This window comes from Armatimonadota bacterium (genome assembly GCA_016223145.1).
Classification (GTDB): Bacteria; Armatimonadota; Fimbriimonadia; order Fimbriimonadales; family Fimbriimonadaceae; genus Nitrosymbiomonas.
The window spans coordinates 47,225-60,795 of record JACRPN010000001.1; the positions used below are offsets into that span (position 1 = coordinate 47,225).

Sequence of the window (13,571 nt, forward strand, 5' to 3'; positions counted from 1 at the left end):
AGGAGACCCATGACGAAGCAACGCAAGAACCTTGGCTTGACCACTGTCGAGCTGATGATGGCCAGCACCATAAGTGTCGGCGTACTGTTCACGGCCGTCATGCTGTTTCTCTTCGGCATGGCGCAGTGGTCTCGCGGTGAGGCGCACATCACGGCAAACAACGGGTCGCAGATCGCCGTTCGACTCATCGCGTCCGAGTTGCGTGAGGCCATGTCGGTCACCGTGGATTCGGACGGTTTAGGGCTCAGCTACCGCCTTCCCAAGAAGAACGAGAGCGGCGATTGGATCACGCCGGTCGAGTGGGACGGAGTCCAACGGCGGATCGACTACGTTGATGGGAATATCTGGATCACCGGCGGCGGAGAACGCGTGGTCTGCCGGCACGTGGTGTTGAACGACCCTCAATGGGACGGCAACCACGCCTACAAGTTGTTCACGGCGGGCTCGGGCTCGATCACCCGTCAGTTGACGATCATGGTCGTGACGAAAACCAACGAATACAAGGACGAGTGGAGCACCAGTCGCAGCCGTGAGACGATTTACCTTCGGAATGTGCCCGAGTTGACGGGCACTTAGGAGATGCCATGAAAGGAACTCGAAAGAGGAACAACCGCAAGCGCGGCTACGTGCTGGTGACGACGTTCGCCATCCTTGGCCTGCTCGCCATCGGCGGCGTGTCGTATGTGAACAGCGCGACCCAGACCGTCCGCGTCGCCTATCGTCAGGAACTCGACATCGAAACGACGCACCTGTGCGAGGCAGGCGTTCAGGCCGTTCTGCGAAACCTGTGGCGCCCCTTCAAGATCACGCAGCAGTTCACGGGCCTGGAATCTTCTTGCAACGGCGCCAGTGAGAACTCGCCCGTAGCGATGGTCAATGGCACGATTCCCGGCGTGGGCCGATACTCCGCCGGAGTCATCTCGATGCAGCAGCCCAACGGAGATACCTACTCCAGGCTGGTGCGCGTTCGGGCGGTCGGCTGGCAGGACCTTAACGGCAATGGGCAGCTCGACGAAGCGGAGCCTCGCAAGACCGTCGACGTCAACTCCAATTTCCAGCTTACGCGCAGCCAAGTCTTCGATTACACCTATTTCGTGAACAACTACGGCTGGATGGACGGCTTCTCGCCGACCCAGCTCTACATCAACGGAGACAGCCGCGCGAACGGGAACTTCAACTTCCTGAACGGCTCTCCCACCTGCAACGGCTCGATCCTGGCGTGCATGAACGAGAAGCTGAGCCCGGCTGCAGCGGGCACCATCAACACCGCGCCGGTGAAGATGAACACCTCCAGCTACGCGTCGATGGTGGCCAGCACCTCCACGCCCTCTAAGGAGCGCATGCGCCAGGTCTACGACTCCACTAAGCACGGCGAGCGGGGCAGTGACACCTACGAGCAGTGGCGCGACGTCATTTTCGATCCCGATGCCTCGATCGTGAAGAACAGGCTCGCCGGCGCATTCCTCGGAGACGTCTCGGGATACAAGTCTTGGCAGCGCACGAGTTCCAGCTCCACGCCAACCACGTCGCTTCTCGACGGCAAGTCGACGGAAGAGGTCATCATGCCCGACCTTAGCGACCTTGCCTATTATCAGAGCCTTAGCAGCTCCTATGTGGATACCAAGGCCAAGTTTGCCGACGGCTCGAACAACCCGGGATACGGCCAGGGCGCCTATGTGGACGTCTGGAACTCCTCGACCAACTCCTACCAGCGCATCACGACGAACGGCGTACTCTCCGGCACGGGCACCATCATCGGGACCTCGTCGAAGCCGATCCGGGTGCATGGACCGGTCACTTTCACTCAGGACTGCGTGATCAAGGGCTACGTCGCGGGCCAGGGGACCATCTACACGGGCCGAAATGTGCACGTGGTGGGGAGCGTCCGGTACTCCAACCAGAACCTCGCCGGGATGGATGTCGGCGCGCCGGACTTCCGCGGATCGAGCATGTCGGCCATCGACAATGCGAACGAGAAGCGCTCGTTCCTGGGTCTGGCGGCGCGCGGCTCCGTGGTCATGGGCAAGACGACTGCCTTTACGGACTCCTATCCGCTTCAGTATATGACCCCGCCCTTCACCAAGGGCCGTTACGACGAGAACGGCAACTGGATCCCGCCCTACAACGCCAAGGAAGTGGACTCGACCGGAAAGAAGCGATATCAGTCGACGATCTCCGATGCCACGATGAACAGCATCGCCGAGGGGATCAACCAAATCGACGCGATCCTCTATACAAACTTCATCGGCGGCGGAAACATCGGCACGGGTGGTGGCGGTGTGGTGATGAACGGCTCGATCATCTGCAAGGACGAAGCCATGGTCGTGTTCAGCCTGCCGATGTATATGAACTACGACACCCGGATTCGCGAGCGAAGCCTCACCAACTCGCCGCTGATCGACCTCACGCTTCCGCGCAGCCCAACCCTGCTGCGAAGCACCTGGCAAGACAGGGGCTTCATGTTCAACATGGCGTATGGAAGCAGCACAGGAGCCAGTAACTGATGAAAGGAAGATGCATCGTAGCGTTCATCGTCTTTGGGATCGCGGCCTATTCTCCGGCGCCGATCGGAGACCGCGGGCCGCTGAAGGTTGAAGCGGAGCGGGGCCAGGACGTGGTCGCCCAAGAGCAGGCGCTCTATCAGGGCACCCAAGGGCCCGTCGGCGAGGTGCCGATGGACACCGAGCAGGAATACGCCGGGCGCGAATCCTCAGATCCGGACGCGGCAGGCGCCCTCAGCGCCGCCCAGGCCTCGGGCGATGAAGGGTCAGCGGCGCAGGTGCTGCGTGAGGCGGCAAGAGGCATGAACGATGGCCGGGGATTTCCCTGGATGTGGGCGGTGATCACGCTCCTTCTTGGGTTCGCGCTTGTGGCGGCGCTTCGGATGCTGGCCAACCGGATCGCACCGGTTCCGGCTAGCTTCCGCGGAAAACCCGGGCGATGAGGCCGTCCCTTCGCGAAGGGTGAAGGGCGAGGAGCGAAGCGAATCGCAGATCCCGCGCCTTACGGGACCGGGTGAGGGGGCAGCGGGCGAAGGTCGAAGTAAGGTCGAGCCCCCTCCTCGTTTTGGTTCGTAAATGAGGAGGGGGTTGGGGGTGGACACTCCGCCGGCGCAAAACCCAACTCCCGCCCCTAGCACCTTGCGCCTACGGCGCCAGCGACCGCCCAAAGCCATCCACCCTAGGGCTGCCGGCGAAGATGGAGAATTCCGGCTGCGACCCGGCTTCTGTCGCTGGCCACCGGAAGATAAGAAGGGCTCGAATAGCCGTAGATGCCGGTGGAGGTCGGCTGCTGCGTGTGGTCCGTCCCATAGGGCGCGTAGACCTCGCCAAACCTCGGCGGCGCGGCGCGCTGTCCGGGCGGCGGCGGCGGCGCTCCGAACGGCTGCGACATTCGAAAGCAGTCGGCAAGTTCGCTCACGCGGTCGGCGGTGAGCCAATCGGGCATGCCCGGATGCCAGACGTAGGTCTCGCGCGTGATGACGCCGCCCACGATCAGTTCGTCGATCTGATCCCGGGTGAGCGGTCCCAGTTGGCCGTAATGCCCGATGTAATACCAATCCGCCACGATTTTTGGGTCCGGACGCCGTTCGCGCTGCCTCCTGATGAGAGCTTACGCGAGGCTTGACAGATTATGGCTTGCGAACGGAGAATTCAGGGCGAATGTCCCAGTCGAACCCTCCTATTGTCGGGAAAGGCCCGCCACTCACGCCCCACAAGACCGCCTCCCGCGCACAGCTTCTGGGTGGCGCGGGCTACTTGTTGCCCGTGCCTGGGACTTCGGAAGGTTCAAGTTGCGTTGGGACTCACGGGCAACACGTAGCCCGTGCCACCCCCTAAAGCACGATTGTCCCGTTCCCCTCATAATTCAGGCGTGCGGGTCCTTTACAGCAAGTTTTGCGAATACGCCTGCCAGCTTTTGAACGGCAGGCACAGCATGATCGGCATCTTCGACAACATCCGGGTGCCGGAGCTGCCAATCGACCACCCACCCTTTTTCATCTGCGTGGAAGTGGAGTTCGAGCACTCCGAATCGGGGTCGCCCCACGCCTTCGTCTTCGAGGTCATCGACGAGGACGGCCGCTCGATTCTCCGGTTCGAGGGCCCGCCGGCGAACGTGCCGAAGGACCCGGGTTTCGGTCCCCAGCGCATGCACATGACGGTTGGCATGGGCGGCGTCCGTTTCGAAAAGGCAGGAATCTATCGCCTGGACATCCTTTGCGACGGGCACAAGATCGGCGAAGAGCGCCTGCCGGTCATTAAGATCGACTTTCCTCAAGACGCTCCGGGGGCATAGGAATGAACAAGGCACTCCCGGTTATGGGAGCAGCCTCTTGCCCACTGGGCATCGAACCCAGGAAGCCACTGCGATTCCTGCAAATGCGGTTCCTTAGGCTCAAAGGGCCGAGCCGTTGGAGCGAAGGGAGGAGCCCTGGAACTCGGTGTCGGACCGCAATGAGCCCTGTCGGGGTGAAATTGCAGCCCCTAAACGTCTCAATAGACATGAGGTCAAGGCGCTTCGTGAAGTGGCTGGCTCTCGCTGCGGGCATCGGCCTCTCATACCGCTACGTCTGGTGGCTCGGAGCCAATGCTTGGTGCCCCGACCCTTCTGTTCGCGTAACCGTGGAGGGCAAACCCGTCTCGGCCAGAGCTCTTGTGTCTCCGTGTGGTGACCTTTGGGTCGAATTCGAGAGTGGAACGATCCACCGCTATACAATTCGTTCCGGCCATTACAGCTCAGAACTTGGCTTGGGAGCCAGTTTCAAGGACTACGGTTTCTTTGCTCTGCCCGCGGGATCGTGGTTTGGCGTTACGGTTGATGCCCGTTCTCCAAAGACAGAGCATGACCCCAAGCTGAGATCGGACGAGCAAGGCATTCATTTCGTGGCCATGGACGGGAAGCAAGTGTCGCTTACAAGGCGCTAGCAGAAATGGGACTGAGCCCATCGGCTCGAACTGTTGATCCCGTATAAACGTATCTGGTCTGGTGAGGGTGGCCCTATAGCACTAACTGTCACGGATCCCACCTGTGAGTGGTGTCCTTCAGGCAGTTCGCAAACGCAAGAGACTCACCCAACCGCGCCGCCGCGTTAGGCCCGAACAATACATCTGTCGAGGCAGAATTATCCATCGCAATGTGGGGTCTTGCAGTTTCGCACTGCCGGGTCAGTGAAGAGCGCGACCCATATCCGTGTACGGTCCCTGCAACACCCTCCCAGGCCTCTTTCCCGTCATCCGACCCTTGTCCAGCACGATCTGCCCGTTCACCAAGACGTACTGAACCCCTTTTGAAAGGGCCGTAGGGTTGTTGGGGGTAGCCAGGTCCGTGATGGTCTTGGGATCGAAGATGGTGATGTCGGCAAAGTAGTCCTTAGCGATCCTGCCCCGGCCAATCAGGCGAAATCGGGATGCCGGGAGTGACGTCATCTTTCGGATTGCCTCCTGGAGCGAGAGGACTTTCTTTTCGCGCACGTACCGCCCGAGGATCCTGGGAAACGATCCCGCTCCCCTGGGATGTGAGCCACCGTCGCGCCCATCCGTGCAGAACATGATGTGCGGCGACTGGATGAACGCCACCAGATCGTTCTCCGACATCGCGGTGCACACGATCGACTCCCGTCCCTGGCCCTCAGGTCCATGGGTCTTGCGGACGATCTCCTGAATCACCTCGACCGCGTCCTTGCCGGTCTCGTCGGCGATCTGCTTCAGGGTTTTGCCAACCCAGGCGGGGTTCGGCGAATACTCGCTGAGCAGCACGTTCTGGGGCCCGCCCACTTCGGCGAGCGCCTTGACCCACACTTGTTTGTCGTCCCAGTTGCGGTCGAGTGTCAGGACGGTGATTGTGGACTGCCAATAGAGGTACGGGTATACGTCAGCGGCGATCGAAAGCCCCTCCATTCGAGCCTGATGAATGAGTTTCAGGACCTCGGGCGCTTTGCCCCACACGGAGGCCGTTCCCAGTTTGATGTGGGAGATCTGGGCTGGGATTTTGGCTTCTCGGGCAATGCGAACGACCTCGCGGAAGCTGTCCAAGGCTGCGTTGCCCTCGTCGCGGACGTGGCTGATGTAGCTTCCCCCCCAGTCCGCTGCAATCTTCGCCAGTTCAATCAACTCCTCAGTTGAAGCGTAGTAGCCGGGATCGTATTCAAGGCCGGAAGAAAGGCCGAGCGCGCCGGCGCGCAAGGTACCTGCGAGAAGCGTCTTCATTTGCTCCAGTTCTTCCCGGGTCGCGGGCCTCTTATAGTCCTTTCCCATAACCTCCTCGCGTATTTCCCCGTGTCCAGCGAATGAAGCGAAATTCAGGGCCGCGTGAGCCATTTTCAACGGAAGAAAGAACCTGTATACAGGTTTGGTGCCACCGCCGTCTTGCCCCACGATTGCCGTCGTGATGCCCTGCAGGATCTGGCTCTTTTGAAGCGGCTGCTCCTTGGCGTTGCCGTCTGCATGGCTGTGCGCGTCGATGAATCCGGGTGCGACGGCCAGGCCTTTGGCGTCGATCAGGGTCTCATTGGCCCGTCTTCGCAGGTTCCCTACGGCCTCAATGCGGTCTCCGACGATCCGAATGTCGGCCCGCTTCGGCGCACCGCCCAGGCCGTCGACAACGGTTCCGCCACGGATCAGGATCGACTGCGGCGCCAGGACCGCCGATGCGAGGAGAGACAGGACGAAGTGCATGTTGGAGTTTTACTCGGGATGGGGGAGAGATGGTCCCCCTCTCCACTCGTGGGAGAGGGTCCGTGAGCGGAGCGAACGGGGGTGAGGGGGCGGGATTTGACACCCGATTCAGGCACCCGCCGGAGTCTCCACCCCCAACCCCCTCCTTCCCGACAAGCCGGGACTCGGAAGCAGTTTCGCTGCGCAAAACCAAGGAGGGGGCTCCAGAATCGCCCCTCGCCTATCGCTTATCGCCTGTCGCCCTTCGCGCATCGCCCGACGCTCTTCGCGCATCGCCCGACGCTCTTCGCGCATCGCGCTTCGCCCTTCGCTTCCCTAGTAAAGAAACATCGGCTTGTTCAGCACGTGCGCAACCTTCGGGCGATAGGCGTCGGCGTCGTAGAGCTCCAGCACGTCCACTCGCTTCTTGCCAGAAATCGCTGTTTCCAGCGGCACGACGGTGTACTTGCCTTCGCGGAGCGCGACCATCGTGCCCGACTTGCCCTTCAGCAGCAGGTCGGTCGCGAGGTTGGCAAAGCTGAACGCCACCATGCGGTCGAGCGCGTCCGGCTCACCGGAGCGCATCAGGTAGGCGATTTGCTGATAGATGATGTGCTCGCCGGTCAGGTCCTTGATGGCGTCGCCGGTGATCTGCCCGATACCGCCCAGCTTCTTGTGGCCGTAGGCGTCGGCTTGGCCATACTCGATGATCTTGCCGCCGATCATCTGCGCGCCTTCGGAAATCGTCATGATCGCATAGTTGCTGGGGTTGTTCTTCTTGTCCTGGACCAGCATCCAAGCGAGCTTCTCCGGATCGAAATGAACCTCCGAGATGATGGCGCGGTCCACTCCCGCCAGGTAGGCCGAGATCAGCGAGGTCTCGCCGGAATTGCGCCCGAAGAGCTCGACCACGCAGATGCGCTCATGCGAGCCGGTGGGGGTTCGCAGAGCCGTGATGAAGTTGACGCTGCGCGTGACGGCGGTCGAAAACCCGATGCAGTAGTCGGTGCCATACACGTCGTTGTCCATCGTTTTCGGGATGGCGATGACGGGGAACTTCTCTTGGTCAAGCCGAGCGGAATAGGAAAGCGTGTCGTCGCCGCCGATGGTCACCAGCGCATCCACACCCAGAAAGTCCAGGTTCTTGAGAACGTGGGGCGTGAAGTCGAATATCTCATCGGGTCCTGGGCTCGGGTTGTTCGGGTCTTTCAGAAATTCAGGGATTCGGTCTGCCGTCACACGCTGAGGGTTCGTGCGCGAGGTGTGAAGGAACGTGCCTCCGGTGCGGTCGATCGTGCGCGTGTTGTAGATGTCCAGGGGGATCATCCACTGCTTGTTGCCTTCGGGATCGTCCGGGTTGAAGTTGAGCAGGCCCGCCCAGCCGCGTCGAAAGCCGATGACCTCGTGGCCCTCTTCGGTGGCGCGCTGAACGACCGCTTTGATACACGGGTTAAGGCCGGGGACGTCGCCGCCGCCGGTCAAGATGCCAATCCTCTTTGCCATAGTTCTCCCCACTCAAGGTAGTAGGTCGGTGAAAGACGCGCCTCAAAGTTGGCGCCCCGGCATCGTCGGCGGGAATGCAGTGCCTTTCCTTCAGAGTTTAGCCCACGGGGGCCGCTTCCTTCTCGATGGCAAAGACGTTGGCGTCGAACACGCTTGGATGGAGCTTAATTCTGTGGATCGACTCCTCCCCGGGCGCCTTGTCCAGCGAGATTTGCGCGATGGCGGCGTGAGCCCCGCCTAGGATCACGTTTTCCATTTCCTGAACGCTGATCCCCTCTTCCTTCAGGATTGCGAACACGTCGGAAAGAACGCCGACGCGGTCCTCATGCCGAACGACCATGACGTGCGTGGCGATCTCCGCTTTCTTCACGTTCACCACGTTGGGCGGCACGCCGGTGTTCTTATAGTCCTTCACGATCCGCACCGTCTCGCGCGCGACGGCTTCCTGGGCCTGCTCGGTGCTTGCGCCGATGTGGTGGGTGCAATACACGCGGGGATGGTCCTTGAGGACGCCATCATAGTCGGCTTCGCCTGTGTCCGGTTCACCCTCGAAAACGTCCAGGCCGGCGATCAGGCCTTTCTCGCGAATGGCGCTCAGCAGGGCCGCCTGATCGATCACCTCGGCACGGCTCGTGTTGACGAAAATGGCTCCCGGCTTCATTGAGTCGAAGAACGCCTTGCCTAGGAGGCCGCGAGTTGCGGGGTTCAGGCTTACGTGTACCGAAACCACGTCCGACTGCTCGGCGATTTCCTTGGCGGAATCCGCCCGGCCGATCCCAAGCGCAGAAGCCACTTCGGGGGTCATCCAACGGCTAAAGGACACGACGTGCATTCCGAACGCCTTGGCGCGCGAAACCATTTCCTGCCCGATGTTGCCCATGCCGATAAGGCCGAGGGTTCGTCCATAGAGACCGCGCGCCTTGCTGTACTCCTTCTTGTTCCAGTGCCCGGCTCTGAGTTCTGCGACGTTGTCGGGTATTCGGCGGTCGCAGGCGAGGATGAGGCCAAAAGCAAGCTCCGCCACGGCAAGTCCGTTTTTGCCGGGGCAGTTCGTCACATAGATGCCCTTCTTGCTCGCTGCGGCCACGTCGATGGTGTTGTAGCCTGCGCCGGCGCGGATGATGAGGCCAAGGCGCGTGTCTTCCAGCATGTCGGCCGTCACCTTGGTGCCCCGAACAATCAGGACCTCGGCGCCGGAGCTTCGTATGGCCTCGCCTAGGGCAGCGTCCTTCAGATCGGGCTGGCTGTCGACCTCCAATCCCAGGGACTTCAAGCCGTCCATTCCGATCTTTTCAAACTTGTCCGCGACGAGAACCTTCATGGCTGCAGAGTTTACCGGCGCACCCTGGCGTCTGGCCTTGGCAGCCCGTTGCCACGCACCCCTCCCAGGTACTCTCTGACCTTCCATGTCCGTCCGCGTCCGCTATGCTCCAAGCCCCACCGGCAGCCCACACGTCGGCAACATCCGCACGGCGCTGTTCGACTATTTGCTGGCGCGGCGATTCGGCGGCACGATGATCGTGCGACTGGAGGACACCGACCGCAGCCGCTACATCCCCGGTTGCGAGGAGGAGATCCTCGAATCCCTCAGGTGGATCGGCGTCGAATGGCAAGAAGGGCCGGACATTGGCGGGCCGTACGCGCCGTATCGGCAATCAGAGCGGGCGCAGCTTGGTATCTATAGGGAATGGGTCGATAACCTGATCGAATCCGGTAACGCCTATTGGGCTTTTGACACCCCAGAGGAGCTTGAGGAGATGCGCCTGACGCAGCAACTCAACAAGCTCCAAGTGGGCTACTTCGGCGGCCATTGGCGAGAGGCTTCAGCGGGCCAGATCGCACAGGCAACTGAAGAAGGCAAGCCGGGGGTGATCCGGCTAAAGATGCCCAGAGGACGCAAGCTTGTCGTCCACGACGCCATTCGAGGACGCGTAGAGTTCGACAGCGACGTGGTCGATGACCCGGTGCTCCTGAAGGCCGACGGCATGCCGACCTATCACTGCGCGGCGATGATCGACGACCACCTGATGGAGATCACGCACATCATTCGTGGCGAAGAGTGGATCAGCAGCGCGCCCAAGCATGTGTGGCTCTTCGAGGCGCTCGGCTGGGAGCCGCCTGAGTTCGTGCACGTACCGGTGATCCTGGGCAAGGACGGCAAGAAGCTCAGCAAGCGCCACGGCGACACGAAGTGCCTGGACTATCGCGACGGCGGGTACCTGCCCGAGGCCCTGGCGAACTTCATCGCGCTGATCGGCTGGGCGCCGGGGGGCGACCGCGAACTGATGAGCATGCAGGAGATGGCAGAGGCGTTCGACCTCAGTGGCCTTCAGCCCTCGCCCGGCGTTTTCGACCTCGACAAGCTGGTCTGGATGAACGGCAACTACATCCGGTCCTTGGCGCCCGAGCAGTTAGCCGATCGGGTCAGAACCTATCTTCACCGTCCGGAAACGGCGGACTACTGGCTGCGCCCGGAGCATGAGGGCCACAAGGGGCAGTCGCTGCAGCTTCTCGAAAACAGCTTGGACAAGGACGCCGGCTATGTCACCCAGGCGATTGCTCTGGAGCGCGAGCGCGTGACGACGCTGGCAGACTTTGGCGAGGCCTGCGCGTTCTTCCTGCAGGACGAGCCCCCGATGGACGAGAAGGCAGTCGAAAAGTGGTTTGGTGAGTCTCACGTGCGGGGGCTTTGTGAGGACTTGGTGGGGTGGCTCTCTTCCCCCTCCTCGTCTTCGCGAAGCGAAAATGCCTCCGAGTCCCGACGTGTCGGGAAGGAGGGGGTCAGGGGGTGGAGATCCGGTCCGTCAGCCGCCGACTGCGAAGCCTTCCTCCGCGCCTGGGCTGAGACGCACGGTTTCGAGAAGCTCGGCCCGATTGTCCACCCGGTGCGTGTGGCGCTCACTGGCAAGACCACCGGCCCGGGGCTGTTCGAGCTGATGGAAGTGCTCGGCCCCGAGCGCATGGTCCGCCGCCTTCAACGCGCCAAGGAGATGCTCCGTTGAGCCTGTGCCGGGTGGTGGAACTCTCCAAGGAGACGATCCCACAATGGGTTGATCTGTGCATGGAAATTGCTGCGAGGCGGCCAAAGCCGAACCCTGAAACATCTAAGGCTGTATGGAAGATTCTTGCTGACATCGAGAAGAACGGCGTTCGGGCAGCGGTGAAATATGCCAAACGGTTCGACAGTCCCAAGATCAGTCTCAAGAACATCGCCGTCTCGTCAAAGGAAATCCGAACCGCCCGACTTGCAACGCGCGAGCACGATGCCATTGTCAAGAGCATCGAGCGTGTCACTCAATTCCACTATCAGCAGCTCACTGCCCTCACCAGGGGGTGGAAGAAAGCAAAGCTCTGGGGCGAGACGAGGATCTGGGAATGGCGCACGCCTGCTCGCAAGGATGCGGCTGCGGAGGCGACCGGCTTCGAAGGCCAGCGTCTGATTCCCGTCAATCGCGTCGGGCTCTATGTGCCAGGAGGCAAGGCGGCCTATCCAAGCTCGGTCATCATGAATGCCGTACCAGCGATTGTGGCCGGTGTGGGTGAGCTTTGTGTGTGCACGCCTGCCCTGCCGGATGGAAGCGTCCATCCGGCGATCTTGGTTGCGGCCCGAGAGCTTGGCATCGAGCAGATCGCTAAGGTTGGTGGCGCGGCCGCCATTGCATTCATGGCTCATGGCGATACAACGGAGGAGTTCTGGTCGGACAAGAATCCCTGGCTGAGGTGCGACCTGGTGTGCGGCCCTGGCAACGCCTGGGTCAATGAGGCGAAGAGACAGTTGTGGGGTTCTGTGGGTCTCGATAGCTACGCTGGGCCCAGCGAGGTCTGCGTTCTTGTCGATGAGACGGCGAACGCCCGATTCGCCGCAGCAGACCTGTTGACCCAAATCGAACACAGCGAAGATAACTTCGCCGTGCTGGTCAGCACGAACCGCGACAAAGCCGACGAGATTTTGGCCGAGGCAGAGAAGCAGCTTGCCGGCTCTCCACGAGAAGCCATCATGCGAAAGGCTCTGAAGGAAAAGGGAATCTGCTTTGTCGTCAAGAAGCTCTATGAGGCGAGCATGAAGGGTAGTTCGATCGCCTCAGAACACCTTTCGTGCATGGTTGGAGAGCTCGAGCAAGCAGCTTCTTATATTAAGAGCGCAGGCTGCATACTCCTCGGCGACTACACTCCCCAGTCGGCCGGCGACTTCGTCTCCGGACCCTCCCACACCCTCCCCACCAACCTCGGCGCGCGGTTCGCCAGTCCGGTCAACGTCATGACCTTCCTCAAGTTCCAGAGCATCAGCTGCCTGACCAAAGAGGACCTCGCCGAACTTCGCCCGACCATCGAGGCGTTCGCCGAGATGGAGGGCTTCCCCCAACACGGCCGCGGCGCAAGCATCCGATTCGAAGATGAGGCACGATAGAACCTAGATGGAGCCCAGCCAACCCTCGAAGAAGCGCTTTTCAGAGAAGCAGGTCGCCAAGATCCTTCGGCGGGCCTCAGAGATCCAGCAGACGGAGGGCTCAACGCCGGCGACCGAGGGCATTGGCGGGAGCGAGCTCGTCGAGATCGGATCGGAGCTTGGGTTGGATAAGTCCGCGATTCGGCAGGCGATCGAAGAGGTTCAAGCGGCGGAAGCCGGTGGTTCAGCGACGGTCGGCGGTCCGATCCGTGTCGAGGAGGCCATGACCCTCGACGGTCCGCTCAACAGCGAACGATGGGAAGCCCTGACCGCCGAGTTGCGCCATGCGTTTGGACGCGCCGGGAAAACGAACAAGGTGGGCGACGTCTACGAATGGAGTGGAGGTGAGAATGAGCTCGACACGATCCACGTGAGCGCCCTTTCCGTGGACGGCAAAACGAAGCTGCGAATCAATTCGAGCATGGACAGCCTGCTCTGGCTCAATTTGATCCTCAACGGACTCTTCAGCCTCATGATAACCGCAATCGTGCTCACCAAGTCGCCACTTCCGATTGCCGGGAAGCTCCTCACTTTGGTGGCGCTCCTTGCGTGCCTCTTCAGCATCGTGCGATGGCTGTTACTTGGCGCCTGCCGACGGCGAAAGGCCGCCATTCGTCGCGTTATTGCCAAGGCGCGGATGATCTTTGAATCCGATCACCTTCGCCAGGCTGCTGGATCAGATACGAGCCTGGAAGCTACTGCAGAAGGCGTCGACCAGCGCTTGCAGGGCTAAGTCCTCCGGAACCTCCACCCCTACCCTCTCCTACTCTCGCGGCTTCGCAACGACAAGCGGAGGGGAGCACTCCCTCTCCCCTCGTGGAAGAGGGTCTGTGAGCAGGGCGAACAAGTGTGAGGGGCTTGGCCGGAGGATTTGCTGTCGTCGGCAGTGCGCTAGTCTCCCACCCCAACCCCTCCCTTCCCGACATGTCGGGACTCAGAAGCATTTTCCGCTTCGCGAAAAACAAGGG

General features: G+C 61.3%; 12 protein-coding genes. 8 read left to right on the top strand and 4 right to left on the bottom strand.

The annotated features are described in order from the left end of the window. The first annotated feature begins 9 nt into the window (after window positions 1-9). Genes HZC36_00200 through HZC36_00210 form a run of 3 tightly spaced genes read left to right on the top strand, consistent with a single transcriptional unit; the run spans window position 10 to window position 2,944 of the window. Complete coding sequence (locus tag HZC36_00200) at window positions 10-576, top strand: hypothetical protein (GenBank protein ID MBI5705392.1); 567 nt, start codon at window positions 10-12, stop codon at window positions 574-576. An 8-nt stretch (window positions 577-584) separates the two neighbouring features. Then, window positions 585-2,504 (top strand): hypothetical protein, encoded by a 1,920-nt coding sequence (locus HZC36_00205; GenBank protein MBI5705393.1) that lies wholly within the window; start codon window positions 585-587, stop codon window positions 2,502-2,504. Further along, on the top strand, window positions 2,504-2,944 hold the full coding sequence (locus HZC36_00210; protein ID MBI5705394.1) for a hypothetical protein: 441 nt from the start codon (window positions 2,504-2,506) through the stop codon (window positions 2,942-2,944). The genes HZC36_00205 and HZC36_00210 overlap by 1 nt, the downstream gene beginning before the upstream one ends. 236 nt (window positions 2,945-3,180) lie before the next feature. Here the strand turns inward: HZC36_00210 and HZC36_00215 are convergent, their stop codons facing one another. After that, window positions 3,181-3,567, bottom strand: a complete 387-nt coding sequence (locus HZC36_00215) for a DUF4339 domain-containing protein (GenBank protein ID MBI5705395.1) — start codon at window positions 3,565-3,567, stop codon at window positions 3,181-3,183. Between the two features lie 306 nt (window positions 3,568-3,873). Here HZC36_00215 and HZC36_00220 point away from each other — a divergent pair, with 306 nt between their 5' ends. Both HZC36_00220 and HZC36_00225 read left to right on the top strand, forming a co-directional pair. Next, complete coding sequence (locus HZC36_00220) at window positions 3,874-4,296, top strand: hypothetical protein (GenBank protein MBI5705396.1); 423 nt, start codon at window positions 3,874-3,876, stop codon at window positions 4,294-4,296. 206 nt (window positions 4,297-4,502) lie between these two features. Continuing rightward, on the top strand, window positions 4,503-4,925 hold the full coding sequence (locus HZC36_00225; GenBank protein MBI5705397.1) for a hypothetical protein: 423 nt from the start codon (window positions 4,503-4,505) through the stop codon (window positions 4,923-4,925). A 240-nt stretch (window positions 4,926-5,165) separates the two neighbouring features. Here HZC36_00225 and HZC36_00230 read toward each other — a convergent pair whose 3' ends face one another. The 3 genes from HZC36_00230 to HZC36_00240 form a co-directional block, all read right to left on the bottom strand. Further along, the gene (locus tag HZC36_00230; GenBank protein ID MBI5705398.1) at window positions 5,166-6,674 is read right to left on the bottom strand and encodes a D-aminoacylase; all 1,509 of its coding nucleotides are present in this window, start codon (window positions 6,672-6,674) and stop codon (window positions 5,166-5,168) included. A gap of 315 nt (window positions 6,675-6,989) precedes the next feature. After that, complete coding sequence (locus HZC36_00235) at window positions 6,990-8,156, bottom strand: ATP-dependent 6-phosphofructokinase (GenBank protein ID MBI5705399.1); 1,167 nt, start codon at window positions 8,154-8,156, stop codon at window positions 6,990-6,992. Window positions 8,157-8,253: 97 nt separating this feature from the next. Next, window positions 8,254-9,477 carry a hydroxyacid dehydrogenase gene (locus HZC36_00240; protein MBI5705400.1) on the bottom strand — a complete coding sequence of 408 codons (1,224 nt, stop codon included), beginning with the start codon at window positions 9,475-9,477 and terminating at the stop codon, window positions 8,254-8,256. An 85-nt stretch (window positions 9,478-9,562) separates the two neighbouring features. Between HZC36_00240 and HZC36_00245 the strand changes: the two genes are divergently transcribed. From HZC36_00245 to HZC36_00255, 3 genes are read left to right on the top strand one after another with little or no spacing between them, the layout of a single operon-like run. Next, on the top strand, window positions 9,563-11,158 hold the full coding sequence (locus HZC36_00245; protein MBI5705401.1) for a glutamate--tRNA ligase: 1,596 nt from the start codon (window positions 9,563-9,565) through the stop codon (window positions 11,156-11,158). A 59-nt stretch (window positions 11,159-11,217) separates the two neighbouring features. Continuing rightward, the gene (hisD, locus tag HZC36_00250) at window positions 11,218-12,564 is read left to right on the top strand and encodes a histidinol dehydrogenase (protein ID MBI5705402.1); all 1,347 of its coding nucleotides are present in this window, start codon (window positions 11,218-11,220) and stop codon (window positions 12,562-12,564) included. A 7-nt stretch (window positions 12,565-12,571) separates the two neighbouring features. After that, window positions 12,572-13,336 (top strand): hypothetical protein, encoded by a 765-nt coding sequence (locus HZC36_00255; protein MBI5705403.1) that lies wholly within the window; start codon window positions 12,572-12,574, stop codon window positions 13,334-13,336. The last annotated feature ends 235 nt before the right edge of the window (window positions 13,337-13,571 follow it).